The following is a 25,258-nucleotide window of genomic DNA, read 5'->3' on the forward strand; positions in this document are numbered from 1 at the left end:
CCTGGCGACGAAGCTGAACACAGTCTCTCCTGGGCCCGTCCGCTGTCAGCCTGCGAGACCCCAGGCGGCGAGGTTCCAGAAGGGACCCTGCACGGGGTTGATCTCGAGGGGCCCGCCCACCTTGTCGCTCCACAGCAGCACCAGCGGGACCGTGTCCAGCGGAAGGGAGGGCACGTTCTCAGCGATAACCGCGTCGGCCTGCTTCGACACATCGATTCGCTTGTCGATGTCCAGCTCGGTATCCACCTGGCTCAGCAGCGGGTCCAGCTCAGGAATCGAAACCCGGTAGAAGTTGATGCCCGAGAACCCGTTGTCTGCGGTCGGGATGTTGGTCGACAGGAACGACGAGCTGAGCGTGGGATCCGCGAACGTGTCCACAATCGCCCACAAGCCCGCCTGGAAGTCACCCTCCGGAGCGATCGTACCGAACAGGTCCGCCGGGGTGACCGAGTTGATGGTCATGTCGAACCCGGCCTCAGCGAGCTGGGACTGCAACACCTGGGTGGTGAGGTCGCGGCGCTTGTTGCCGGCCAGCGTTTCGATGGCGAAAGAGGCGGTCTGACCGCCCTTCTCCCAGACGCCGTCAGAGTTCTTCGCCCAGCCGTCACCCTCCATCAAGTCGCTCACCTTTTCGAGGTCGAGGCCGTACTGGGAGAAGTCGTCAGCGGCGTATTCGGCGACGATGGGACTGTTGAAGCTCTGCTGCGCCTCGTCAACTCCGAGGCTCCCGAACAGGCGCTCCACGATCGCGTCACGGTCAATGGAGTACGCGACGGCCTGACGGACCGCCTGGGAGTCGAAGGGGAAGGCCTCATTGTTGAACCACACCGCTTCCAGCGACCCGCTTCGCGCGTCGACCTGAGACGTGATGCCCGGCAGCCCAGACTCGATCTGGCTGAGTGCGTCCAGCTGCGGCGACGGGTACAGGACGTCGACCTGGCCGCTCTTGAGCGCCTGGAAGGCCGCAGTGGTGTCCGGGAGGAAGAGGTAGGTCACCTTGTCGAGATGAGGCTTTTCGCCCCAGTAGTTGTCATTGGGGATGAGGGTGACAGATGTTCCTCGGTCCCATGACTCGATCCTCCAAGGCCCGCCGCTGAAGTCGTAGCCGTCGGCCATGATGGCCGCTCGGTCCTGCCCATCCAGCAGGTGCGCCGGCAGCACACCGTAGTTGCTGAACAGGGTGCGCCAGCCGGCATACGGGGTGTCGAGCGTCACGACGACCGTCTGAGGGTCAGGCGATTCGATAGCGGAGATCCGGTCATAGCCGGTCTTGTCGAAGATGTCCTCACCGTCTCGGATCTGTAGGGCGGTGTATTCGAAGTCGGCGGAGGTGATGGGCTGACCGTCCGACCACACTGCGTCCGGGTTGATCTTGTACGTGATGGTCTGGCCGGCGCCGGTGGTCTCTGCCACAGGCTCCCCCGCGACCAGGTCCGACGGCACCGGCCCCCACGCACCATCGACCAGGCGGGTGTCGAAGACCACGGGCATGGTGGGCACCTGCATCATGTAAGTGCCCCAGATGGAGCCGGCACAGGTGGCGATCCAGTCCACGCAGTCGGGCTCCTGCTCGGCTCCGATGACGACTTCGCCCCCCTCCTGCACCGCGCCGGTCGGGGTTGAACTGGTGTTGCTGGTGGCGCCCGTGCAGCCTGACAGTGCTGCGGTGAGCGCGACAGCAGTAACCGATGCGACGGCGAGTACCAGCCGACGCGAGAGCCGGGAGACCGGCGGTGTCTTCGACATCTGAAACTCCACTTTTCGTTCGTTGACGGGTGGCTCGGGTGGCCCTACGTCGGCCGGGTGCCTCGAATATATGGCCGTGCATTCCCCTTTAGCAAGACTTATAGTCAATGGGATTGATTACGTTTTTGTTTCGCGATGCAGCCGACTTGTGGTCAGCGCTGGGCGGCGTCGGGTTCGACGTCGCTCCACGCAACTCCCGAGAGCGTTCGCAGTGCGAGATCGGTCATCCTTCGCTGGGTGTGCTCCAACATCGCCAACCCGGTCGGCTCGTGGCCGCCTTCGAAGACATCGAGAAGGATGTCCCCGCCGCGTTGCCGCACTTCGTCGACGAAGCTCTGAACTCCGACGATGGGGGTGCGCGTGTCGATGGCGCCTTGGTTGATCCATACGGACGCGGTCAGATGGTCGATGTAACTGATTGCCGAGTAGCGCTCAACCATCTCGGGCGGCACCCAAGTTGTCCAGACGCTCCGAACGGCGGGGTTCATCTCTGCGATGGCGGCGCTCCAGTCCGCGACGGCCACTTGCGCGAGACCCCCCGCGAACCGGTCGGGAAGCCGCCCGACACTGAGCAGGGTGAGATGGCCGCCGAAGGAGGCGCCCGTGATGAAGGTGGTGTCCGGATCCGCCAAGCCGCGCTTCGCGAGCCAGTCAAGGGCCGCGGCGACGTCTTCGATCTCCCGGTCGCCGCCTGAGCCCCAGAACCCCTCGCGGAAGCGTTGACCGAACGTGACGGATCCACGGTAGTTGAGCGCCGCGTAGGCGAAGCCGGCATCGAGCCAAGCCTGCGCGGACGGATCGTAGGCGTCGACGGTCACGAGGTTCGGACCCCCGTGGACGGCCAGTATCGTCCCGAGCGGTTCGCCGTCTGGGATCCCCAGCCACACCTGAACCTTGGTGCCATCGGCGCTGCCGACCATCGCCGAGCCGAAGGGAGTGGCCCGCGCGACCGCAGCCGGAGCGACGAGGGTCACCGGAGCATCATTGCTGTCCAGTCCGATGACATGAAGTGGCTCATCCCATCGAGACCGGACCACACGGACATGCCCGTCGGGTGCGTAGTAGGACGACCATTGGAAGGGATGGAGGTCGGCGACGTCCGGGTTCGCAAAACTCGCTCCCTCCATGACGATGCTGTATTCCGCGGACCCTTCCGTCAGCTCCAGCAGGCGGTGCAGCCCATCTTCTACGTGGAGAGCGAGCACCCGGCGGGACGGGGCGTGCCAGTCCAGTGGAACGAGTTCACCGGCCAGCTCGGGGAACGCGAAGTCTTCGCGAGCGTTCGTCCTGGGATTCCAGATCGCCGGGCGCGCGAAGCCGGACCTCTCCGTGCTCAGAAGAATGCGCTCGTCCCCGGCGGCTGCGGAGAACCGCACGCCTCGCACCGGCCCAGCCGGCAGATCATTCAGGACGCCTACCGTCTCATCGGTGTCGGCGTCGATGACAGTCAGTGCGGGCCTGCGTACGCCCGGGTTGTGGTCTGTGGTGTCCACACACACCAGGCGACCGTCGGCGGAGACTTGGCCGTACCATGCCTCGACGGGGTTGCTGTAGACCACTCGCGGCTCACCCCACGGCTGAGCAGGGATGAGCAGGACGTGGAAGCCTTCGTCGTCGACGACCGTGGCGACGACCGCTGAACCGTCGACACTTGCCTCCAGTCCACGCAACACGTACGGCGCCCGCCCGGGTGTGAGCGGCACGGCGGTCGTACCATCGACGGAGATGGCCACGAGTGAACCGACTTCGGATCCCCCGCCGTCGTCCAGGTCGATCACCCAGCGGCCGTCCGCGGTGAGGATGGCACCGACGCTTATCGGAAACGGAAGCAGTGGGGACTCCGGCTGACCCGGGCGCCAGAGTCGGCCACGCGAACCGTCGGGATGGTCCTCGACGAGGAGCAGCACCTCGTCCCGGCTCGTTGCCGGACGAACGGTGAGCAGATATGGCATGGAGAACCGCTGTCCGATACGGTCTTCCACGCTTGCGAATTCTGTCGACATCCTCGCTCCTCCGAAGTCAGATATGTTGACTATGACACTGACTAGACGCGTCCTCAAGAGGCAAATCAGCGTCGTTGACAATGGGCCTGCGGGGTGCGCTACGGTGAATCAGCGACACCGGCTCTGGAGGGGATGCGATGGCGACGAACCAAGCGGGCAAGAAGCCCGGCTCGCCTCGACCGCGCCGCCCGCGCGACTCCCTCAGCCGCGAGATCATCGTGGAAGCGGCGGAGAAGATCGTCGAGCGCGACGGATTGGACCGCCTGACATTCCAATCACTGGGCGATGAACTATCCGCCCACCCCACGTCTATCTACCGCCACTTCCGGGATAAGGATGATCTCCTCCTAGAGGTCATCGACACGCTGCGAGCACGCTCCTACAGCGGAGCGATGATCCCCACCGATGACTGGATGGCGGACCTACGGGCGCAGGCTCACCTCATCCACGACCACTATCTGCGTTACCCGCAGTTCGCGCTGCAGATGGCATTGCGGCGGCCGACGGACTTCCATTCGATGGACTTCTCCATCGGCGCGTTGCGCCGTGGCGGGTACGGCCCGGAGGAAGCAGCCCTGTATGCCCGCGCGATGGGGCAGCTCGTGCGGTCGGCGACGAGCATCGAGGCCGCCCTCGCCGCTCTGCCTGACGAAATCCACGAGGCCGACGAGCTCACCTGGGAGCTCGACTACCGGCGCCTGGACCTCGAGGAGTACCCCAATATCGCGTGGGTGGATTCGCGACTCCCCGGCATTCGTGACCCACGAGCGTGGGAAACCGCCTTGGACCTGCTGTTGGAGAGCATCGAACGCCGCGCGCCCGGCCGAGCCGCCGATGCCAGCGCCGACGAGTAGGGCGAAGGACCCTCTACGCAAGGTAATTCAGGACCTCACTGGCAGCCTCCTGGCCAGACGCGATCGCCCCGTCGAGCGTGGCGGCGTGGTGCCTGGAGATATCCGCGCCCGCGAAGATGAAGCGGCCGTCGATCTCGCGCACGGCAGTCGCGCGCCGATCGAACCCGGGAGGCTTCGCCAGCCAGGCGCCACGGAACAACGGGTCGTTGTTCCAATCGTGCGTGTCCACCGCCCGGACCCGCACCTCCGGGAGCAATTGTCGCAGCTCACGCTCAATCGCCCGTGGGGTGAGATCGGCACGGCCGAGGTCGCTTGCGGTGCCGAAGGCCACCAGCAGGGAGCGATCGCCTCCGAGCTTCCGGTACGTGCGCACGTATGCGAACGGCCCCGTTGCATCACTTGCCCGCACTGTGCCGTCGACACCCTCGACCTCAAGCCACAGTTTCACCGATGCGCCCGGATGAGTGCCGAGGGGCCGTGTAGCAGCCGTCACGCCCGCGGGCAGGGAGATGTGCGGCCAGGTGTTGACGGGTGTCGCCATGACGACGGCGGCCGCATCGACCGACGGCCCGCCGTCGGCGTTCACGGTGAAGCCTCGCCGGGAGGGGACAATGGCGCGGACGGCTCTTCCGGTCTGCGCGCCGGGCCCGTCGGAGTGGAGGGATGACACCAGCTGGCCGGTGCCGCCTTGGATGGTCAGGTTGTAGTGGTCGAGGTCCGCAAGGAGTGCTCCAGTGGCGCCGCGGAACGTGGTCGCGGCTGCCTCATCCATCCTGCAGCCGTTGAGGTAGCGGCAGAAGATGTCCATCCAGGCTCTCGCTGCGGATCCCACACCGCGACGCGCGAGCCACTCGTCGAGGCTGACGGAGTCGTCCCAGCCCTCGCTGGCCGACAGCGCCGCCGTGAGTTCTTCGATGGACTCCGAGGGGACAGCAGGCGACCCGAGGACAGCTTCTGCCGTCCTCACGATGTAGCGGTCGGGTTTCGGTGTCTCCTCCAGACGCAACCCGTAACGGGACATCTCCGCGAGGATGTGCTGATGCTCGGGCAGCACCCATGTGCCGCCGAACTCGACGTCTGTGGCGGTATCGTTGAACGGCCGCTGATAGGCGCGTCCACCGATACGGTCGCCAGCCTCCAACAGCGCGACGACAACGCCGGCCGCATGCAGGTCGCGCGCCGCGGTCAGTCCCGCCAGGCCCGCCCCGACGACCGCGACGTCGCGGTGGAGGGTCTTGCCGCTCATCCTCGTACTCCAGTCCACGGCTCGCCCCGCAACGCCCGCCGCGCCAGCTCGAGCATCACCTGCTGATCCCTCACGAGCTCGTCCACCGTCACCGTTTGGTGACCACCGTCGAACCACTCCAGTGAGACGTCGCCGCCAGCTTCTCTTAGCGCCGCGACGTACGCCTCGATCTGACGCGGCGGGGTCCGGGTGTCGTTTCGGCCGTTTCGGATCCATACCGGGGAGCGGACATCGTCCACGTAGCTCAGAGCGGACGCGTGGGTGTACGCATCGGCGGCTTCATCAGGAGTGCCTCCCAGGAACCACCGAATGGCCCGCTGCAGCGCGGGGCTCATGTCGGGATAAGCCAATGCCCAGTCCGCCATCGCGACGTGGGCCCAGCCACCCGCGAACAGGTCCGGAAGCTTTCCCAGCGCAAGCAACGTCAAATAGCCCCCGTACGACTCTCCGGTGATGAACACCTCACCCGGTGCGGCATGTCCGGAGGCGACCAGGAACTCGGCCGCCGACCGCACGTCCTCGATCTCGCCCACTCCGAGTCGGCCGACGAACGACTCCCGGAATTCTCGACCGAACGTGACTGATCCGCGGTAGTTGAGCGATGCGAACGCGAAGCCCTCGTCGATCCAGGCCTGCGCGACGGGGTCGAAGTGGTCCGTGGTGACGAAAGTAGGACCGCCGTGCAGTTCAAGCACGGTCGGCCATGGCCCGCCGCCCGCGGGCGTGCCGAGCCAAAGCTGACTGGACATCCCATCCGATGCTCGCACTTGCCAGGACGTGAATCGTGCGCCCGCGGGTGTGTCATGGGGCGGAAGCAACGGCTGCGGCGACAGCTGCTCTGGCCCTGTCCAGGACAGCACCTGGAGAGGCTCGTGATAGGCCTGGCGCGTGATCCTGACCGTGCCGTCCGCGGCGTAATGGGACGCATAGACGTACAGTTGGCCGGTGACGATGCTCGGCTGAAACACCGCCCCCTGAGGGTGTGGCACGCGGGTTACCTTGCCCGTGTCAGCGCTGACCTCGTACAAGACGTGCACACCCCCGTCGACGTGCGCCACGAGAATCCGCTTGGCGTCGGGCGACCAATCCAACGGGTGGACGTCACCGACGAAGTCGGGCATGGCATATTCGGTGCGAGCGCCGGTCGCCGGCGTCCAGATGGCCGGCCGAGCGAATCCGCTGCGCTCACTGACGACGAGGAGACGGTTGTCACCGGGTAGAGGCGAGAACGTGACCGCACGGGCAGTACCGTCGGGGGCATCGAAGAGCGTCCCGATGACTTCCCCGGTGCTCGTCTGCAGCGCAGTCACACCGAACCGCCGTCGATCGGGAAGGTGGCTCGTCGAGTCGACCGTCGCCACAGACCCGTCGGTCGACAACTTGCCGTTCCAGGCTTCGACTTCGCTGCGGTAGAGCCGTCTGGGAGGTTCCGACTCATCGAGTTGGACGAGCCACAGGTCGAACCCACCGGAGTGAACGGCGGTCAACAGACACGTGTGAGCGCTCGCGGACACGTCGATGCCCCGCAGCGAGTAGGGGGGCAGGTCCGGCGTAAGGTCGCGGTCGCTCCGGTCAATGAAGGACGCGAGCCAGGCGTGGCCCAGTTCGGTACCGCCGCCGTCGCGGAGCCGGATGACACCCTCACCGTCCGGCGCAGGCACCCCGGCCAAAAGGTCGCCATCGATCGGATGGATAGCCGTCAGGCTGTCGGTCCCCTCCCTCCAGCGCTCAAGGTAGGGACCATTCGGGCCGATGGTCACGACCAGCGCCTGGTTCAGGTCCCCCGCCGCGCGCTTGACCGAGTAGCGCAATGGGGTGGCGAACCGCTGCCGCCACGACTCACTCATCGCCGGTCGCAGCCGCTGAAAAGAGGCCACCTTGAGCTGGCGAGAGCGGGGCCCGCGTCAACTCGTTCAACAGTCCAGTGACAAGTTCGACCCGCTCCAGCAGAGATGGGACCGATACCCATTCGTCGACGCCGTGCGCGCCCGAACCATCGGGGCCGAGGCCGTCCAACGTCCGCGCTCCGAGCGCGGCTGTGAAATTGCCGTCGGAGGCTCCCCCCGCCGAGACAGCCTGAAGGTCGGTGTGACCCAGCCGTCCGCCCACCGCACGGGCGATGTCCAGCAGCTCCCGCGAGCAGCGGTCCTCCATCGGCGGACGGTTGATACCGCCGGTCACCCGGACCTCGACATCCGGGGTGTGCGCGGGCAAGGCGTGCATGTGGGCGTGAACTCGTTCAAGTTCGGCGACCGTCCACGCTCTCACATCTATCTTCAGGTGCGCGGCGTCGGGGATCACGTTCGTCGCGGTGCCCGCGTGCGCGACCGTTGGGCTCACGGTCGTTCCCTGCTGTTCGTCAGCGAATGACGCCACACCCAGCACCTGGTGCGCGAGTTCCACCAGCGCGTTGCGGCCCTCGGCGGGGTCTAGACCTGCGTGAGCAGCGCGGCCGTGAACATCCAGTCGGTAGATGCTGCCGCCTCGTCGGGCCACCTTGACCGCGCCACCCAGACTGGGCTCGAGAACGAGCACGGCGCCGGCACGCACGGCTTCACGTTCGATGAGAGCGCGTGAGGTCAGTGAGCCCACTTCCTCGTCGCTGGTCAGCAGCACCGCGACTCGCTCCGGGTGGCGAGCCTGGGCGAGCGCCTCGGCCATGATCACGATCCCAGCCTTCATGTCGAACACCCCCGGGCCGGTCACCCGGTCATCCCCGCAGCGGAACGGCCGCTGCGCGGTCGTTCCGACGGGAAACACGGTGTCGATGTGTCCAAGCAACAGCACATCGGGCTGCGTCCCGCCGGCCCACGAGAGGTGTGTGACACCGCTGACCGTCTCACGGCGCGGTGGTCCGATCAGCGGTTGAAGCCAAGCGGACACCAGTCCCTGCGCGGCTGCGATGCCGGGTGCGTACCCTGAGGGCGTTTCGATGGAGACCAACGCCTCCAACCGCTCCAGCACACGTGTTCTGTCAGTCACCATACGACGTCTTCCCTGGTCAGAAACTCCGCCAGCGCGGCGGCCGTGGCTTCGGGTGCCTCTTCGGCGAGATAGTGCTCAGCGTCGACGTGGCGCCCGGAGACGGTAGTGGCGTATGAGCGCCATATGTCGGTGACGTCGAAGTTCCGGCCGACGTAGCTGTGCTGCCCCCACAGTGCGAGCAACGGAGCGGAAATGACGCGACCGCACTCCTGGTCCTCACGGTCGTGCTCCAGATCCACCGTGGCGGCGGCGCGGTAGTCGGCGCAGGAAGCCCTGATGCACTCGTCGTCGAAGCAGCGGAGGTACTCGGCGAACGCGTCGGGAACGAACCCGTCAGTCCCCGGGTTCCGGCCCGCGAATCTGCTCTCGAGCCACGCGCGTGGCGCGGCTGTGATGAGGTCTTCCGGAAGCCCGCCGGGGCGCGAAAGGAAGAACCAGTGGAAGTAGCTCGTGGCCATTGTGCGATCGACGTTCTCGAACATGTGCAGGGTGGGCACGATGTCCAACACGGCGATACCGGCGACAGCGTCGGGGTGATCCACCGCCATTCGGTGCGCCACCCGGCCTCCCCGATCATGCCCCGCGACGAAGAATCGGTCGTAGCCCAGTTCCCGCATCACGGCCACCTGGTCGGTGGCCATCTCGCGCTTGGAGTACACGTCGCCCGCGGGACGGTCCGATTCGCCGTAGCCGCGCAGGTCAGCCGAGACGACGGTGTACCGCCCAGCAAGCGCTGCGGCGACCCGCTCCCACATCGCCTTGGTTTGCGGGTACCCGTGCAGCAGCAGCACGGGCGCTCCCGCCCCAGACACCGACACGGCGATTGACACGCCAGAGCAGTCGATCCGCCGGGTGTGCATAGCTGAACCCATGGTTGCGCCCTCATTTGAAGTCAGTGGCATTGACTATAGCAATGACTGCCTCGGCTTTGTACCTCCCGCAGCCATTCGCGTCCGTTGAGCACCCTCGCCGCGGGTGGCGCAGGAAATCCACGCGGTCCGAGAAGAGCTCGACCTGCGTGCTGACGCGCTGTGCGCCTGGAATTTTGGGCGGCGTCCCCAGCGCGGGCCGTCGGCGGGTCCTCGTCCGTCGGCCTCGACCGTCAGCGGCTGGGCACCCCGCCGAGCGGCAGGTCAAGGAATGGCCCGCCGAGGGGTGACCGGGGGTCGGGCGGCTCCAGCATCCCGCCGTGGATCTCAGCGAGTCGTTGGACGGCGTCGTCTTCAGGCTGATAGCCGATGCACTTTCCGGCTTCGAGCGGGAACCAGCCGGGGCTGTTGGCTGAGACTCCCCACACGAGGTGATGCCCTGGCGTGTCAAGCGCGACCACAGCCTCGATAAGACGAACCGTGTCGGCGACCGACAGCCACGTGGCGACCGTCCGGCCGGCGGACGGCTCGCGCCCGAACGTGCAGATGCGTGCCGAGACGACACACATCCCATACCGATCAGCGAACAGACTTCCCAGCGCCTCCATCGCCACCTTGCTGACCCCGTAATACGAGTCGGGACGAGACGCACGCACGTCGGCGGTGGTACCGGTCAAGTAGCCGCCGGCATGGATGGAGCTCGCGAGCAGCACGCGCCGGACCCCCGCGTGGTGGGCGGCTTCCAGGACCCGCTTCGTCCCGTCGATGTTCACCTGGAGAAGGTCGTCCCATGGCGCTTCGGTGGAGATCCCCGCCAGGTGCACCAGCGCGTCCGCCCCTTCCAGCACCGCGGCGAAGGACTCCGCATCGGTGACCGAGCATCGGGTCCACGTGCCGTCGGCGTGGTCGGGCAGCTCAAGGTCCACCAGCCGCAGCCGGTGGCGGCCGGCGAGCAGAGGGGTGACGGCCCGTCCCATGACGCCGGCTGCGCCGGTGACGACGACGATCGCCATCAGGCGGTGAGGAGCCGGCGGGTTTCGTCGAGGCGCTCACGCGGGACGAACTGGCCGAAGGTGTCGTTGGCGAAGAAGGTCACCCCGTCGGTGAGGTGGCGGTGTGAGCGCAGCACTTCGCGCTGATATTGGTAGCTGCGGATGTCGTCCAGGTGGGTGCGGTACGCGTACCAGGGGTCTACGAAGTCGACCGCGTAGAGCGTGCGCGCACGCATCCGGGCCTTGCTCTGCAGGTTCGGGATGATCTCGGTCCGCTCCACGAGGACAGCGAAGGTGGAGACGACGATCGCGTCCAGCGCGTCATAGCACTCGTCGGTCATGCCCCACACATCGCGTTCGACCTCCGCGCGCCAATAGCTGTCCATCCAGTAGATCTGGCGGTCGCCCATCGCTGCACGCAACCCGAGGAAGAACGCACGGATCCCCTCCTGCCGTTCCGCGGTCAGCTCCGGCGCGTTCTTCGGATTCCAGAAACCCAGCAGCCCGAACTGATTGCCGAGGAGCACTCCGTCCAGTTCGAAGTCGGAAACGAACGCTGCCGTCTGGCGCGCGACGAACTCGCCGGCGAGGGTGCCCACCGGGATGCCTGCGGGCCAACCGGCGTAAGCCCGGGAGTCGGCGTTGAGCGGGAGGGTGACGTCGATGAGCCCGGGAATTTCGTGACCGCCAGCGTCGGCGCGAGCGGCTGCTACCTCCGGGTGCCGGACGGTCTTCCATTCGCTGCGGCAGAACTCGGGGCCGGGCTCGAGGTATTCCAGCAGTCGCAGTTGCACACCGCGTCGGGCGGCTTCCTCACGAATGGTCGCGTAGATGTGAGCGAGCGAGCGGTAGTCCATCAGCTGTTCGGACAGCACCATCATCGGTCCCGCCGAGTACGGGTTCGCGGATCGCTCACCACCCTCGCGCACCCGGTCCAGCCAGTTGGCGTTGTGGTTGCGTATCGCCGTCTCGAAGGTCTGCCCCGTATCGGGGTCCCATGCGTACGCGTTGTACCGTGCCCAGTCGAAGGCGTCGTCCAGCCCGTCCGGTCCCCGCCAGTCCAACACGTGGTCGCCGTTGCCGGCACAGAAGACGATCGTCAGGTCGTTTCCGTCGATCCAGTCCGCATGGTGGTCGAAGAACGCTGCGACGCCGGTGCTGGGTTCGCGCAGATCGTCGAAGATCTTGGGGGTGACCCACAGGCAGACTTCGTGGGGGACGGTCATGAGATTCCTTTCACTGCGGTCAGCGCCGCGTCGAGTCGAGAAGTCGAGGCGAGGCCCGCGTGGTACACGAGAAGTTCGTTGGCGCCCGCCGCCTGAAGTGCCGCCCACGCATCGGTGAGCTCGGTGGCGGTGGGTGCCGGGTCGTTGAGGATGGTGACGTATGCGCCGTGCGCGGCGGCGTCGCGCAACTGGGCGACGGCGGACGCGGTGTTCTGCCACGCGTCTGCGAGGGTGTGGCCGAGGGGTGCGAGCTGGTCGGGGTCGGGATGGAACAGCACGTCGCTGATGCCGGATGCCGTCGCTTCCTGCAGCACCCGCGACCTGAAACTGTTCGCCGCATCGCTGCGCGCGCTCCGCACACGATCGGCGGTGTCAGCCGGGATGGTTGCGTGGCATCGAAGTGCCGCCCGGACTTGTGCAGGGTCCGCGTCGGCGGCCGTCGCGCACCGCGGGCAGAGGCACCATGACAGCGCCTCTACGTCCAGGTTGGCTGCCGTGGTCTTGTCGTGCAGGGAGGCGTGACCGAGATTCGACCAGGATGCGCCTTCGACGACCACCCGGTCCGAGCCTGCCCGCGCCACGCTCTGCAGGGTCGCAACGGCAAAGTCGAGTGCTTCGGGAGACCGGAGACAGATCGCATGGCGGGAGACCGTCCCGAACGCATCCACGACGCGCGGGATGTCAGGTCGAGCGCCCTCGACGTGGCCGAGCACGACCCAGGCGGATACCCGCACACCTGCCCGAGTGAGGCCGTCCCGAGCGCGTTCGTACGAGGCATCCCCCCGGGGAAGCGGCCCGGGGTCCTCGAGGTAGCTGGCTGACTGGTCGACGTGGACGATCCGGTGGGCGGGATGCCGGGGAGTGGCCGCTCGAGTGGCGTGGTAGGTGGCGGCGAGGGCGACCTGATCAACGCCACGGCCGGCGAGCCAGGCTGCGGCGGCGGGATCCCCGTCGATGTCCCACGGGAACAGGCTGAAGGTGACGCGCATCAGAATCGCGGCAGTCCTGCGTCGTAGCCGGGGTCGACCGACCGCATGTACCCGGTGTCATCACGGACCGTTCGTCCGGACTCGACGTAGGCGCGATGCAGCCGTTCCACGGCGTCGCGGCGCAGCTCGACGCCCAGGCCGGGTCCGTCGGGCACGGCGAGAGCACCGTCCCGGAATGAGAACGTGCCGTCGTGGACGATGTCATCACGCACGTTCCACGGATAGTGGGTGTCGCTGGCGTAAGTGAGGGCCTCGGATGCGGCGGCCACGTGTGTCATCGCAGCCAAAGACACCCCCAGGTGGGAGTTAGAGTGCATGGATACGCCCAGCCCAGCCGCGGCGCACTCGCGGGCAAGGTCCAGTGCGCTGGACAGACCACCCCAGTAGTGGTGATCGGCCAGGACGATGTCCAACGCCGTCGCGGCGACGACTTCGTCGAGGTCTTCCAGCGTGTTGACGATCATGTTGCTGGCCAGCGGCAGAGAGGTCGACGCGCGCACGCGCGCCATCGCCGGGATCGACAGCACCGGATCCTCCAGGTAGTCGAGGACGCCTTCGAGCGCGGCCGCCGCCCGGAGGGCGGTGGGTTCGGTCCACGCGCCGTTCGGATCGATGCGCAAGGGCACGTCCGGGAACGCCGCCTGCAGCGCCTGGATCGCGGCGACCTCCTGTTCAGGCGCGAAGACGCCCGCCTTGAGCTTGAGGGACCCGAACCCGTACTCGTTCACCATGGTGCGCGCGAGCTTGACGACGTCGTCCGCGCTGAGGACGCCGCCCCAATCGTCGGTGGCGCCACCCGGGTGGCCCGGCCACTTGTAAAAGAGGTAGCCGGCGTAGTCAACGCGTTCCCGTACCGCTCCGCCCAACAGGTCCACGACCCGGACCCCTTCCAGACGGGCCCAGGCGTCAATCGCAGCAACGTCGAACGGTGACCGCGCGATGTTGCGCTCTACGAGCGGCGTGTCGGGGCCGAGCACAGACAGCACCACTTCGGTGATGTCCTCCGGAGAATCCACCCGCGTGCCAATGAGGTGCGGAGCGATGGCTCGAAGCCGGTTGAGCAGTGTCAGATCTCCGCCCGCTTCGCCGAGGCCGGTCGTCCCGTCTTCGGTGGTGAGCACCACGAGGCTGCGCAGCGCCAGCGGTTCATGCACGCCCCACGTATTCAGGAGGGGAGGATCCGAGAACGCCAGCGGAATGACTTCCACTGCGGTGATGCGGCTCATCGCGACACCACCGTGTCGAGCCCGGGAGGGGCAGGAAGGCGGCGCGCCCCCTCCCCCTCCCGGACGGAAGTTCCCGTCAGAACGGACGTGAAGGTCCGCCCCAGCGGGTGGTCGGGGTTGTGGGCGAGGTCGGTGAACCGCGCAGCCATCAGGTCGTGTCCGTCCGGGTTCGGGTGGAGGTCGTCGCGTCGCTCGATGTCTACCGCGCCGAGGGTGGCGGCCTCGAGCGCGTCCGGCGAGGCGGTGTGCACTCGGGTCATCCCTCGTGAAGGGACGTGGCACGCACCATCAGCTGCGGGGCGTACAACTCGGCGGCTGAGTCGCCGACGGGGTCGAGGTTGAGCACCTGCCGGACGGCGGCAGCGCCCATCTTGTTGCCGGCGTGACGGATGCTGGTCAGCGGGACGATGGCGTACTCGGCGAACTCTATGTCGTCGTAGCCGACAAGGGAGACCTGCTCGGGGATGCGGACTCCTGCGGCGATCAGCTTGTGCATGAGGCCGAGCGCGAGCAGGTCGTTCCCGGCGAAGATGCCGTCCGGCAGCTGTCCGCGCTGGAGCAGCTGCTCGCCGATCTCCTCACCCGCCCGGACCGTCTGCAGCGGTACCGAGATGGTCTCCAGCTGAACCGGCTGGGGCGCGGATGCGATGGCGTCCCGCGCTCCGTCGCGGCGGTCGGCGACCTGCGGGTGAGGGCCCCCGACGAACAGCAGCCGACGGCGTCCCTGGGCGATGAGGTGCTCGGTCGCCAGTCGTCCGCCGCGGCGTCCATCACCGCTGATGGAGGGGTACACCATCTCGGCCTGCGGCTTGCCCAGCACGACAAAGGGAGTCCCCTTCTGGCGGAGTTCGACCAGTTCCTCGGGTACTGAGCCGACGGGTGCGATGAGGACGCCGTTGACCTGCTGAGATTCGAAGAATCGCACGTACTGCCGTTCACGCTCCGCGTTGTCGTCGGCGTTGGCGAGCAGAATGAACATGCCGTGTCGGGCCGCTTCCTCCTCAGCGCCAGAAGCCAGTTCTGCGAAGACGGGGTTGCGGCTGTTGGCGACAACAAGACCCAGCGCCTGGCTGCGGCCGACGCGAAGTCGCCGAGCCGCGTCGTTGCGAACGTAGCCCAGTTCGGCGATGGACGCCTGCACTCGAGCGAGCATCTCATCGGAGAGCCGGGTGGGCTGAGTGAGGGCGTAGGAGACTGTGGCTCGGGACACACCGGCGTGCTTGGCGACGTCGCTCACCGTCACGGTCTGTCGGGTGATCTCGGGGGTCATGATGTCTCCTGATGGGGTGGGCAGGCCGGCCCGCGAGCCGGCCTGCCCCGATGATGGTCATCCCTCGGCGAACGCCGCGTCCATGCGCTCGAGCACCTCGGTGGTGCTGATGGTGCCGTTGAACAGCTCCTGGATCGAAGTCAGGTGCTCGCTCTGCACCTTCGGGTTCGGCCAGAACACGTCCGGGAAGGGACGGTCGCGCCCATCGGCCTGGTACTCCGCGACCGCCGCGAGCACCGGGCCCGTCTCGAAGTCCTCCGACGGCAGCGCCGGCGCTGCGCCGGACTCGGTGGCGTAGATCGCCTGGCCCTCGCTGGAGGCGAGGAACTCGACGAACTTCTTCGCCAGCTCCGGCTCCTTGGCGTCGGCGTTGATCGCGTACTCGATACCGACGGACACCGGCAGGTAGGTGTCAGCCGGGTCGTCGGTCGCGGGCACCGGCTTCATCGAGAACGTCGTTCCCTCCGCGGCGTACTGCGCCGCGTTCGCGGCGGCAGAGGTGACCTGGATGGCACCCAGCGCGGTGCCCTCGCCCAGGCTCGTCATCTGCTCGTCGTAGCCCACACCGTTGGGGTTGTCGTTGAAGCAGCCACCGTCACGCATCTCGGCGTACTGGTCCATGGCGGTCTGCCACTCCGAGTCCACGAAGGTGGCCGAACCGTCCAGCTGCTGCTCGGTGAAGTCAGCGTCCGGACCGTAGACCAGCGTGGAAGTGAGCGCATACGGCACGAGCTGCGTGGTCCACGCCGACTTCAGGCCGAGCGCGAAGGCGACCTTACCCTTCTCCTTCGCCGCGGTGCAGAACTCGAGGACCTCGCTCCACGTGCTCGGAGGTGTGAGCCCCGCCTCCTCGAGCGCCTGGTCGTTCCACACCGCGCCGATTCCGACGACCGTAACCGGAATGCCCACCAGGGTGCCGTCGCTGTTGACCGATACCGAACGCTGCGAGTCGCTGAGCTCGCCCGCCCACGACTCGTCTTCCAGCGACATCAGCAGGTCGTCGTCTCCGAGGGTGCGCACCGCGGTGGCGTTGCCCCCACCAGGCCAGATCCGGAACACGTCAGGCGCCGTGCCCGCGGACAACTGCGTGCGCAGCGTCTGCTGGTAGGCCGCGTCGTCGTTGGCGAACGTCGCCTTCACCGTGACGCCGGGGTTGGCTTCCTCGAACGCATCGATGACAGCCTGCGCAGGCGCCTCACCGGCCGCAGTGAAGGTGAGCACCTTGCCCCCTCCCTCCGCTCCAGTGGTGGTGTTGGTCGAGCAGCCAGCCAGCGCCAGCGCAACGACTGCGGCCGAAGCTAGCGCAACAGTGCGCCGCTGTGCCGTTGTAGAACTCATCTTTCCTCCTTTGGAAGTGGGCAGGTGCCCGGGTGCATGTGATGCGCGCCGCTGGGAAGGTGTCGGGACACTATCCCTTGAGCCCTCCCGCAAAACCCTTGATGACGTACTTCTGCAGCGAGAAGTAGACGACAAGGATCGGGATGACGGTTATGACCAGCCCCGCGAAGATCAGGGGCCACACGGTGACGTACTGGCTGACGAAGCTGTAAATGGCCACGGGAGCGGTGGTGTTGCCGCTTCCGGACAGGTACAGCAGCGGCACGAAGAACTCGTTCCAGATACCCACCAGGTTCAAGATGATGACAGTCCCTGTGACGGGACGAACCAACGGGAACACGACGCTGACGAATGCGCGGGTCGGCCCGCAGCCGTCCAGAAGCGCCGCCTCCTCGTAGTCCATCGGCAGCTCTCGCAGGAACGTCGTGTATAGGAAGATGGAGAAGGGCATGCCGGTGCCGACGTTGATCAGGATGACCGCCCAGAGCGACCCGATGAGCCCGAGGTCACGCAGCGTCGTGTACAGCGGCAGCAGCGCCAGCTGCGCCGGGACGATGAGACCGCCGATGAAGAGGTAGAACGTCAATCGCGACCACGACCGTGTCACTCGCGCCAGCGGGTACGCAGCAAGCGCCGACACAACGACGATCAGGGCGACGCTGATGACCGCGATGAAGGTGCTGTTGGCCAGCGCACTGCCGAGGGCGGCCTGATTCCACGCCTGGACGTAGTTATCCAAGGTCGGCGGCCAGGCGAAGGAAAGGGCGCCGGTACCGCTGTTCATCGGCTTGAGGGAGACGTTCACCAGCGCGACCAGCGGGATGGCGAAGATGATGGCAGCCAGAATCAGCGCGACTTCGCGCACCAGGGTCGTGGCCGTGTAGCGACGGTACATCAGTTGGCCTTCCTCAGCGTGAGCCGGTACTGGACGGCAGCCAGCCCCGCAATGAGCACGGTCATCACCACAGCCAGCGCTGTCGAGAACGGATACTCACCGAAGGCGAACGCGTTCTTGTAGATGAGTGTGGAGATGGTCTCCGTGGCAGTCCCCGGCCCGCCGCCGGTCATTGCGACCACCTGGTCGAACTGCTTGAGACCGCCGATGAGGGACAGCATCACGTTGATGACGATGGCGCCGTTGAGCAGAGGAAAGATCACGCTGCGGAAGCGCCGCCAGGGCCCTGCCCCGTCGATGACTGCGGCCTCCATGATCTCGTCCGGGATGGCCTGAAGCCCGGCGAGGAAGATCACCATCGAGTACCCGGAGAACTGCCAGACGATGGCCACGATGATGGAGCCCAGCGCGAACCGCGGGTCGCCGAGCCAGTCTTGGGCGAGGGCCCCCAGCCCGACCGCGCGCAACGCTTCGTTGACGGCGCCGCTGGGTGAGAGCAGGTAGCTCCACACGTACCCGGCGACCAGAGGCGTAAGAACGACCGGGGCGAAGAAGATGACGCGCAGCACGTAGCGCGACTTGACCATCGTGTTCACGCCGAGCGCGAGCGCGAGTCCGATGGCGTTCTGCACGACGGTGGCCACCACCGCCAGGATGATGGTGTTGATGAGCGCGGCCTGCGCGGCGCGGTCGGTGAACACGTCGGCGAAGTTCTCGAACCCGACGAAGCTCCAGTCGTCGCCGAGACCGTTCCAGTCGGTGAAGGAGAAGAACCCGCCTCGGAAACTCGGCACCACGACGATGAACAGGTAGATAGCCAGTGCCGGAACCACGAACCACCACGGCACGCTGACCCCCGCGCGACGCGCGCGACGAGAGGTCGCGTCCCTGGAACGAGGGGGTGCGCTCGGGAGTTCGGCGGGGGGCGCCTCGCTAGTCATCCAGACCACTTTGTCTACTTCCGTCTGCGATCCGCTTGACACGTGGATCGATTCACAAGACACTCTATACACAGCCGCCCGGGATCGCGCAAGTGAAATTCCGCAGCGCTGTGAATCGATCCACCAATATAGCCGCCGAGCGGCGGTATATGTCGAAACGAGGTCTTCCCTGTGCAGCTGCACGGAGTGCTGTTCTTTCCTGTGACACCTTTCGATTCGTCCGGCGAAGTTGCCGTGCCGGTTCTCGAGCGTCATCTGTCCGACGCGCTCTCTTTCAGGCCTGGAGCGGTCTTTCCTGCGTGCGGGACGGGGGAGTTCCATGCCCTGGACACGTCGGAGTACGACACCGTCGTGCGCGCCACGGTCGACGTCGTCGACGGCTCCGTTCCGGTCGTCGCCGGTGCGGGCGGCCCGCTCGGCCACGCGCGCGCCATGGCGCGTGCGGCGCAGGCGGCGGGAGCAGACGCGCTGCTGGTGCTGCCGCCATACCTCGTCTCCGCACCCCAGACAGGGCTCGTCGCCTACATCCGTTCAGTTGCCGACGCGACGGACCTTCCGGTCATCGTTTATCACCGCGGACTCGGTGCGTTCACACCCGAGTCCATCGCGGAGCTGCTCGGCGACCCTCGCGTCATCGGAGTGAAAGACGGCGTGGGCGACATCGCCGCCACGCAGCGGTTCACCCTGGCTGCGCAGCAGGTTGGGCGCGACGACGTGCTCTTCTTCAACGGGCTGCTCACAGCCGAACTGAGCCAGCGTGCGTATCAGGCAATCGGCGTGCCCCACTACTCGTCAGCGGCGTTCGCGATGGCACCGGCGGTCGCCACAGCGTTCTTCCACGCGTATCAAGACGGAGATCAGGGCCGCGTGGATCAAATCCTTGCCGGGTTCTACGAGCCGCTGGTGACGTTGCGAGACCGTGTCCCCGGATATGGTGTGTCGCTCATCAAAGCCGGACTTCGTGCGCGAGGACTGGATGTCGGAGGCGTCAGGCCACCGCTCACCGATCCGTCGCCGTCCGACCAGCTCGAGCTCGAACGGATCCTCGCCGCCGGAGAGGACCTGGTTCAATGAGCGTCGACAGCGCGATGACGGAAGCTGCGGGCGCAACGGCCGCGGCCGCGGCCGCGAGCGACCGCGAGCGTGCGGACTGGCTGCGGACGGTCGCCGACGCCTTGGACGCGAACGCGGTGGATCTGGTCACGCTGGCGGATGAGGAAACGCAGCTGGGGGAAACTCGGCTGTTCGGCGAAGTAACGCGCACCACCAGCCAGCTCCGACTGTTCGCGGAGGTGGTCACCGAAGGTTCCTACATCGAGGCCGTCATCGACCACGCCCGCCCCGAGGCGACGCCACCGCTGCCCGACCTTCGTCGGTTGCTTCGGCCGCTGGGGCCTGTGGCCGTCTTCGCCGCGTCGAACTTCCCGTTCGCCTTCTCGGTAGCAGGAGGAGACACCGCCTCCGCCCTCGCGGTCGGCTGCCCTGTTGTCGTGAAGACGCATCCGGCTCACCCGGAACTGTCACGCCGGACCGCCGCGATCGTCGAGCGGGCACTGCAGGGCGCCGGTGCACCCTCGGGGGTGTTCGGGACGGTTGAAGGCTTCGACTCCGGTCCCGCGCTGGTGCAGCACCGGGCAACAACAGCGGTGGCTTTCACCGGTTCGACCGCCGGCGGCCGCGCCCTGTTCGATCTTGCCGTGGGAAGGCCAGACCCCATCCCCTTCTACGGCGAACTGGGAAGCATCAACCCGGTCGTGATCTTCCCCGCAGCCGATGAGGCGCGCGGGGCCGAGCTGGCCGACGGACTGGTGGCGTCGATGAGCCTGGGTGCCGGCCAGTTTTGCACCAAGCCGGGTGTCGTCTTCGTGCCGCGAGACTCCAACACCGAGACCGCGATTGACGTCGAGGCCACAGCCCCTCCGATGCTCACCCCCGCCATCCGGGCTGCCTTCGACCGCGGCGTGGACGAGCTGCTCGCCACACCCGGGGTCGACCTCATCGCCGGCGGCCGCGGTGGCCCGTTGGTGCTCGCTGCCGACACGGCGACTGTCATCGCCAACCCGTTGCTCCTGCGCACGGAGGTGTTCGGCGCGGTCACGCTGCTCGTGCGCTACGACGACACCTCGCTGACCGGCGCCCTGGAATGCATGGAGGCGAGCCTGACCGCCACCGTCCACGCAGAGTCCGCTGACGACGTCCGCGACATCGTGACAAAGTTGGAGCGTCTGGCCGGGCGTGTGCTGTTCGACGGATGGCCGACCGGTGTGGCCGTGACCTGGTCTCAGCATCATGGCGGGCCATGGCCGGCGACGACATCGCAGTTCACCTCCGTGGGCGCCACCGCGGTGCGGCGGTTCCTGCGCCCGATTGCGTACCAGAGTGCTCCAGAAGAGCTCCTCCCGCCTGCGCTCCAAGAGCACAATCCGCTCGGGATCCCTCGACGCGTCGATGGAGTGCTCGAGCCTGCCACCGCTGGTGAGGTGCGGTCGTGACCGCCCCCGCAGGCACGCTGTGCGTCGACGCCGGACAGACCGGCATCAAGCTGCGACTGCGGGATGGCGTCCACGTCTTCCAGCTGACGACCCCAGGTGTTCGCACGCACAGCCCGCTCGCCGAACAGCTGGCCGACGCGGTTCACCGCGCGGCCCAGCAGTGGGACCGCCCCATCGACACCGTCGCCGCCGGAGTGTCCGGACTTACCGACGACGCCCGCGAAGGACGTGAGCTCCTGGCACGCCTGGAGCCCGCCGGAGTGGGGCGGGTGGTGATAGCCCACGACTCTGTGACGTCCTACCTCGGGGCGCTCGGCGCCGGCACGGGCGCGGTCATCGCCGCTGGGACCGGTGTGGTCACCCTCGCCGTCGGTCCCCGCACGGTGGCCCGCGTCGACGGCTGGGGCAACATCATGGGCGACGCCGGCAGCGGGCACTGGATCGGCCGGGCCGGCTTGGAAGCGGCGATGCGCGCGTACGACGGCCGAGCGACGCCGACACGTCTCTTGGAAATGCTCGCCGAGCGCTGGCCCGACCCTGAAACCGCGTACATCGAGCTGCAGAGCGATCCGGACCGGGTTCGGGTCATCGCGTCCTTCGCCCAGCAGGTCGTCGAACTCGCCACGGTCGACTCCACCGCCGCCACGATCTGTCGTGCTGCGGCTCGTGAACTGTCCGTGTCCGTGGGCGCCGGGCTGCGCCGGGTGCGGGGCGGACCGGAGGCGTGGCCCGACGGACCCGAGGTTGCCGCCATCGGTGGCATCTTCGGCGCCGACATGATTCGGCACCCGTTCGAGCGTCTGCTGCGAGCGTCGTGGCCGAACGTCGTCGTCGCCGTGCCGCGGGGCTCTGGCCTGGATGGCGTCCAGGCGCTGCCCGCACTCCCCGCCGACCACCCGCTGCGCGACCGAGTCACCGACTGCGCCAGCGCAGGAACCCGCCAGTCGGTCTGAGCCCACCCCCGTCCACCCATCCATTCACCAGCTGATTCCACAAAGAGGTGTGTCATGTCCTTCCTCCCGCGTGCCGGTCGAGTTGTCGCGGCCGCAGTCGTCGCCGCTCTCGCGGTTGCACCAATGCCTGCGACGCTCTTCGCCAGCGAACCTATCCCCCAACCGACGCTCGCGTGGCCGGTGTCGGGTCCGCTCCCGGAGGTCGCGTCCGTTCAGGGCCACACGATTGAACTGGCGTCGTTCGACGGAGTGGAGCAGGACGTTGCTCCCTATCTCGGAAACGTGGCACGACTGGCCAACTCGGTCCACGACGACTCCGCCACCAACTACGGTTTCATCACGTGCGGATGCTGGCGAGCTGGGCAAGGCCCCAACGACGCGCGCGTGATGGAGAACGTGCTCACCCTGGGGTACTTCTACACCACCGACACGCCGTGGAATCCGTACTTCCACGACGAGGCACTCGGGCTGCGGTTCAACGCAGCCGTGCAGTTCCTGCTCACCCGGCAGAACCCTGACGGATCCTTCCCCCAGGGCGGTGGCGACGTGAAGTCGCGAGCGGCCACCGGGTTCGCCCTCGAACTCTACGCGGAGCTTCTCGACCTGCTCGAACACGATGCCACCATCGACCCTCTGCTGCCGGAGACGCTCACCGGGTCCCTGGAGCGGGCGGCATGGTGGTTCCTCGAAGACGCCGAGGTGTGGGGTCCGCACGGCGACCAGTTCGCCAATCAGGTCGCCAGCGGGCTGGTCGGAATCTCGAACCTGCTCGAGCGTTTCGACGACCCGGCACTGCGAGCACGGTTCGAGGAGCGCCTCGCCGAACACCGCACAGTGTCGCAGAGCGAAGCAGGCTTCTACCGGGACGGAACGGTCGCCCACCGCTACAGCCTCGAGGTCGAGTCCGAAGACCTCGCCGGGTGGGGCGATGACGCCACCCGTGGAGTCATCGACGAGATGCAGACCGCCTACATGGACTGGGCGCAGTACCACCTCCTCTACGACCAGGAGCTCGATGGCTTCTTCATCAATACCGCCGCCGACTCCCGTCACCGCGGCTGGAACTACGCCGACCAGATCCCCATCGGCGCAAACCACCTGTGGTCGGCCGTCGTGCCGCAGGCGAACGCCTATGGTCGCACCGCCGAGGACGTCGCTGAAGAACGGGCCGCCTTCGCGGCGGGAACGTGGGAGACCACCGTCGCCCCGAAGGTTGCCGTTACGTGGTCGTACATGGATCCAGCACTGGTGCGAGATGTCATCCTCGGGGAGGAGCATTACCCCTCAGCGGCTGAGCGGGTGGCCGCGATTGACACCCTGCGCCCCTTCGCCGCAGGCGACTACACCCAATACCGTGCAGACTCGCTTCTCGGCCAGGAGTTCGTGTTCGCCAAGCGCGACAAGTACATCACGGCCCTGTCGTTCGGGAAGCATGTGAACACCCAGTACGGCTTCTGGGACAACCAGCGGTTTGGCCTCAACTATCTCTACGACCCGCAGATGGGTGTCGTGATTCAGAGCCAGAACGCGCCGGCGATCGGAGCGCCTCGCACACGACCGGCAAGCGCGGAGTTGTCGTGGGGCACGGGGCGCGTGGTGGGCGGGATCTTCCGAATGGACGCGTACGACCAGCCGGTGCCCAGCTACTCGCTTGCCGGAGCGCCGGCTGATCCCACCGATGTCAGCGCAACAGACACGCTCGAGGTGACCTACGCACCTTCGGATGGCACCGTCACGAAGAAGGTCACTTTGGGTGAGGAGCTGGGAGTCTCGGTGGCGACGACCGGGGCGTTCTTCGAGCGCATCCCCCTCATCGTCGGCGCGGACGATGAACTCCTCTGGGACGACGGCACACCGCTCGCCCTCGGGAGCGCTGCCCCTTCCCCCGAAGATGCGCAGGGCCTCATCCTCCATCGCGACGGTCGAAGCCTCGAGATCACGTGGAACGGCGGCGACTCGGCGACCATCCGCCCCACCTCCTTCCCTGTTGCGGGCGGAGAGCGGACCCTGCACGTGCTCGACATCAACGCCACGGACACGCTGGACTACTCCCTGCGGGTTGCCGACGACCGGTGCCCGGCCTCGAACCCGGCTGCCACCGTGCTCATCGGGACGACAGACACGGGCGTGGCCAACATCGACGACGGCAACGGATGCAGCATCAATGACCTGCTCCGAGTCGAGGAACAGTGGTCGAGCCACGGCGACTTTGTCGCCCACGTCACCCAGGTGCTCGACCCTCTCGCGACGCAGGGCCGTCTGACGTCGAAGGACAAGTCCCGTGTCGTGCGCGCGGCCGCCCAGTCCGACGTCGGAAAGGACCGCGTCATCGTGACGCCCGCCTCGGAGTCCGCGACCGCGGGTAGCGAGCTCGGCCTCACCCTGTCAGGCAACCGTGTCGGCGCATTCACCGTGGACGGGCCCTGCCTGGTAGCGCCTGCTTCTGTCACAGGTGCCAGTGAGGTGACGGTGACCATCCGGGAGACGTTCCTGCCCGGAGAGTGCACGCTCGCCATCCGCAGCGAACTGACGTCCGGGACAGTCGAACAAGACGAAGTGCCGTTGACGATCGTTCCCGCCGCCGACGGCACCGTGTTCACGGACACCTTCTCGTCGCCGGCGGCCACAGAGGCAGCGTGGACCAACGTGGACGGCGTGTGGTCTGCCACCGATGGTGTGTTCCGGCAGAGCGACACCACTCGAACCGGGTGGCGTTCGGTCGTGGACGGGCTGCGGGTCGCGAACGGGTCCGTGGAGGTGGACCTCACCTTCCGGAGCACCGCCACCTCGACCGCGTTCGCGGGCGTCCAGCTGCGCACCACGAGTCCCGGCGACGCGTACACCACCAGCGGTTACCTGGTCTATGTGCGTCAGAACGGGTCGGTGGACATCTTCCGCGCCGGCCAGGGCGTCATCTCCAGCGGGACCGGGACGCCGCTGAGCGGTGCCACCCGCCTACGAGTAGAGACGGACGGGGCGACACTGCGGGTGTTCGTCGGCGAAGAAGCCGCACCGCGCGCCACTGTCACCGACCCCAACCCGGTCACGGCAGCGGGGTTTGTGCAACTGATCACCGGGCGTGCGGCAGTGGATTTCGACAACGTCCGGGTGCGACAGACCAACTGACCAGGCCGGGGACGGGAGGCGCCGGACGAGCTTGGTTCCGGCGCCTCCTCTTCTTTGCTCCGATATTGGACGACCTGCTCTCGCGCGGAGCAGTTGTTGACCCGCCA

At 67.0% G+C, this 25,258-nt stretch carries 20 protein-coding genes; 5 read left to right on the plus strand and 15 right to left on the minus strand.

Annotated elements, in window-relative coordinates:
• Positions 1–45 precede the first annotated feature (45 nt).
• On the minus strand, positions 46–1,746 hold the full coding sequence (locus VIP82_RS08020) for an ABC transporter family substrate-binding protein (RefSeq protein WP_331907414.1): 1,701 nt from the start codon (positions 1,744–1,746) through the stop codon (positions 46–48).
• Between the two features lie 152 nt (positions 1,747–1,898).
• On the minus strand, positions 1,899–3,749 hold the full coding sequence (locus VIP82_RS08025) for an alpha/beta hydrolase family protein (RefSeq protein WP_331907416.1): 1,851 nt from the start codon (positions 3,747–3,749) through the stop codon (positions 1,899–1,901).
• Between the two features lie 137 nt (positions 3,750–3,886).
• On the opposite strand from VIP82_RS08025, the gene VIP82_RS08030 reads away from it, so the two are divergent.
• Entirely contained in the window at positions 3,887–4,603 is a 717-nt protein-coding gene (locus VIP82_RS08030) for a TetR/AcrR family transcriptional regulator (RefSeq protein WP_331907418.1), read from the plus strand.
• Between the two features lie 13 nt (positions 4,604–4,616).
• Here the strand turns inward: VIP82_RS08030 and VIP82_RS08035 are convergent, their stop codons facing one another.
• The 13 genes from VIP82_RS08035 to VIP82_RS08095 all read right to left on the minus strand — a co-directional run bounded on the left by VIP82_RS08035 (position 4,617) and on the right by VIP82_RS08095 (position 18,487).
• Positions 4,617–5,849 carry a flavin monoamine oxidase family protein gene (locus tag VIP82_RS08035; RefSeq protein ID WP_331907420.1) on the minus strand — a complete coding sequence of 411 codons (1,233 nt, stop codon included), beginning with the start codon at positions 5,847–5,849 and terminating at the stop codon, positions 4,617–4,619.
• Positions 5,846–7,696 (minus strand): S9 family peptidase, encoded by a 1,851-nt coding sequence (locus VIP82_RS08040; RefSeq protein WP_331907422.1) that lies wholly within the window; start codon positions 7,694–7,696, stop codon positions 5,846–5,848. Before VIP82_RS08040 ends, VIP82_RS08035 begins: the two co-directional genes overlap by 4 nt.
• On the minus strand, positions 7,689–8,831 hold the full coding sequence (locus VIP82_RS08045; protein ID WP_331907424.1) for a M20 family metallopeptidase: 1,143 nt from the start codon (positions 8,829–8,831) through the stop codon (positions 7,689–7,691). The genes VIP82_RS08040 and VIP82_RS08045 overlap by 8 nt, the downstream gene beginning before the upstream one ends.
• A complete protein-coding gene (locus VIP82_RS08050; protein WP_331907426.1) occupies positions 8,828–9,664 on the minus strand; it encodes an alpha/beta hydrolase in 837 nt (278 codons plus the stop codon). The genes VIP82_RS08045 and VIP82_RS08050 overlap by 4 nt, the downstream gene beginning before the upstream one ends.
• A gap of 272 nt (positions 9,665–9,936) precedes the next feature.
• Positions 9,937–10,716, minus strand: a complete 780-nt coding sequence (locus VIP82_RS08055; protein WP_331907428.1) for an NAD-dependent epimerase/dehydratase family protein — start codon at positions 10,714–10,716, stop codon at positions 9,937–9,939.
• On the minus strand, positions 10,716–11,921 hold the full coding sequence (locus VIP82_RS08060; protein WP_331907430.1) for a hypothetical protein: 1,206 nt from the start codon (positions 11,919–11,921) through the stop codon (positions 10,716–10,718). Before VIP82_RS08060 ends, VIP82_RS08055 begins: the two co-directional genes overlap by 1 nt.
• On the minus strand, positions 11,918–12,910 hold the full coding sequence (locus tag VIP82_RS08065) for a hypothetical protein (RefSeq protein WP_331907432.1): 993 nt from the start codon (positions 12,908–12,910) through the stop codon (positions 11,918–11,920). The genes VIP82_RS08060 and VIP82_RS08065 overlap by 4 nt, the downstream gene beginning before the upstream one ends.
• Complete coding sequence (locus VIP82_RS08070; protein WP_331907434.1) at positions 12,910–14,136, minus strand: enolase C-terminal domain-like protein; 1,227 nt, start codon at positions 14,134–14,136, stop codon at positions 12,910–12,912. The genes VIP82_RS08065 and VIP82_RS08070 overlap by 1 nt, the downstream gene beginning before the upstream one ends.
• Positions 14,133–14,396 (minus strand): hypothetical protein, encoded by a 264-nt coding sequence (locus tag VIP82_RS08075; protein ID WP_331907436.1) that lies wholly within the window; start codon positions 14,394–14,396, stop codon positions 14,133–14,135. Before VIP82_RS08075 ends, VIP82_RS08070 begins: the two co-directional genes overlap by 4 nt.
• Positions 14,393–15,406 (minus strand): LacI family DNA-binding transcriptional regulator, encoded by a 1,014-nt coding sequence (locus VIP82_RS08080; RefSeq protein ID WP_331907438.1) that lies wholly within the window; start codon positions 15,404–15,406, stop codon positions 14,393–14,395. The genes VIP82_RS08075 and VIP82_RS08080 overlap by 4 nt, the downstream gene beginning before the upstream one ends.
• Positions 15,407–15,463: 57 nt before the next feature.
• Positions 15,464–16,744 (minus strand): ABC transporter substrate-binding protein, encoded by a 1,281-nt coding sequence (locus VIP82_RS08085; RefSeq protein WP_331907440.1) that lies wholly within the window; start codon positions 16,742–16,744, stop codon positions 15,464–15,466.
• 70 nt (positions 16,745–16,814) lie between these two features.
• Complete coding sequence (locus VIP82_RS08090) at positions 16,815–17,639, minus strand: carbohydrate ABC transporter permease (protein ID WP_331907442.1); 825 nt, start codon at positions 17,637–17,639, stop codon at positions 16,815–16,817.
• The gene (locus VIP82_RS08095) at positions 17,639–18,487 is read right to left on the minus strand and encodes a carbohydrate ABC transporter permease (RefSeq protein ID WP_331907444.1); all 849 of its coding nucleotides are present in this window, start codon (positions 18,485–18,487) and stop codon (positions 17,639–17,641) included. Before VIP82_RS08095 ends, VIP82_RS08090 begins: the two co-directional genes overlap by 1 nt.
• Positions 18,488–18,751: 264 nt before the next feature.
• Between VIP82_RS08095 and VIP82_RS08100 the strand changes: the two genes are divergently transcribed.
• The 4 genes from VIP82_RS08100 to VIP82_RS08115 all read left to right on the plus strand — a co-directional run bounded on the left by VIP82_RS08100 (position 18,752) and on the right by VIP82_RS08115 (position 25,151).
• Positions 18,752–19,654, plus strand: coding sequence for a 5-dehydro-4-deoxyglucarate dehydratase (locus VIP82_RS08100; RefSeq protein ID WP_331907446.1), 903 nt, complete (start codon positions 18,752–18,754; stop codon positions 19,652–19,654).
• On the plus strand, positions 19,651–21,072 hold the full coding sequence (locus tag VIP82_RS08105; RefSeq protein WP_331907448.1) for an aldehyde dehydrogenase (NADP(+)): 1,422 nt from the start codon (positions 19,651–19,653) through the stop codon (positions 21,070–21,072). Before VIP82_RS08100 ends, VIP82_RS08105 begins: the two co-directional genes overlap by 4 nt.
• Complete coding sequence (locus VIP82_RS08110) at positions 21,069–22,025, plus strand: N-acetylglucosamine kinase (protein WP_331907450.1); 957 nt, start codon at positions 21,069–21,071, stop codon at positions 22,023–22,025. Before VIP82_RS08105 ends, VIP82_RS08110 begins: the two co-directional genes overlap by 4 nt.
• A 123-nt stretch (positions 22,026–22,148) precedes the next feature.
• Positions 22,149–25,151: a hypothetical protein gene (locus VIP82_RS08115; RefSeq protein ID WP_331907452.1), complete on the plus strand. Its 3,003-nt coding sequence runs from the start codon at positions 22,149–22,151 to the stop codon at positions 25,149–25,151.
• The last annotated feature ends 107 nt before the right edge of the window (positions 25,152–25,258 follow it).

It is taken from the genome of Microbacterium sp. (genome assembly GCF_036566905.1).
GTDB lineage: Bacteria > Actinomycetota > Actinomycetes > Actinomycetales > Microbacteriaceae > Microbacterium.

Bases quoted from the DNA above. Each gene is read 5' to 3' on its own strand.
- VIP82_RS08020 (WP_331907414.1), bottom strand. From the start codon at position 1,746: ATGTCGAAGACACCGCCGGTCTCCCGGCTCTCGCGTCGGCTGGTACTC.
- VIP82_RS08025 (WP_331907416.1), bottom strand. From the start codon at position 3,749: ATGTCGACAGAATTCGCAAGCGTGGAAGACCGTATCGGACAGCGGTTC.
- VIP82_RS08030 (WP_331907418.1), top strand. From the start codon at position 3,887: ATGGCGACGAACCAAGCGGGCAAGAAGCCCGGCTCGCCTCGACCGCGC.
- VIP82_RS08035 (WP_331907420.1), bottom strand. From the start codon at position 5,849: ATGAGCGGCAAGACCCTCCACCGCGACGTCGCGGTCGTCGGGGCGGGC.
- VIP82_RS08040 (WP_331907422.1), bottom strand. From the start codon at position 7,696: ATGAGTGAGTCGTGGCGGCAGCGGTTCGCCACCCCATTGCGCTACTCG.
- VIP82_RS08055 (WP_331907428.1), bottom strand. From the start codon at position 10,716: ATGGCGATCGTCGTCGTCACCGGCGCAGCCGGCGTCATGGGACGGGCC.
- VIP82_RS08060 (WP_331907430.1), bottom strand. From the start codon at position 11,921: ATGACCGTCCCCCACGAAGTCTGCCTGTGGGTCACCCCCAAGATCTTC.
- VIP82_RS08065 (WP_331907432.1), bottom strand. From the start codon at position 12,910: ATGCGCGTCACCTTCAGCCTGTTCCCGTGGGACATCGACGGGGATCCC.
- VIP82_RS08070 (WP_331907434.1), bottom strand. From the start codon at position 14,136: ATGAGCCGCATCACCGCAGTGGAAGTCATTCCGCTGGCGTTCTCGGAT.
- VIP82_RS08075 (WP_331907436.1), bottom strand. From the start codon at position 14,396: ATGACCCGAGTGCACACCGCCTCGCCGGACGCGCTCGAGGCCGCCACC.
- VIP82_RS08080 (WP_331907438.1), bottom strand. From the start codon at position 15,406: ATGACCCCCGAGATCACCCGACAGACCGTGACGGTGAGCGACGTCGCC.
- VIP82_RS08085 (WP_331907440.1), bottom strand. From the start codon at position 16,744: ATGAGTTCTACAACGGCACAGCGGCGCACTGTTGCGCTAGCTTCGGCC.
- VIP82_RS08090 (WP_331907442.1), bottom strand. From the start codon at position 17,639: ATGTACCGTCGCTACACGGCCACGACCCTGGTGCGCGAAGTCGCGCTG.
- VIP82_RS08105 (WP_331907448.1), top strand. From the start codon at position 19,651: ATGAGCGTCGACAGCGCGATGACGGAAGCTGCGGGCGCAACGGCCGCG.
- VIP82_RS08115 (WP_331907452.1), top strand. From the start codon at position 22,149: ATGCCTGCGACGCTCTTCGCCAGCGAACCTATCCCCCAACCGACGCTC.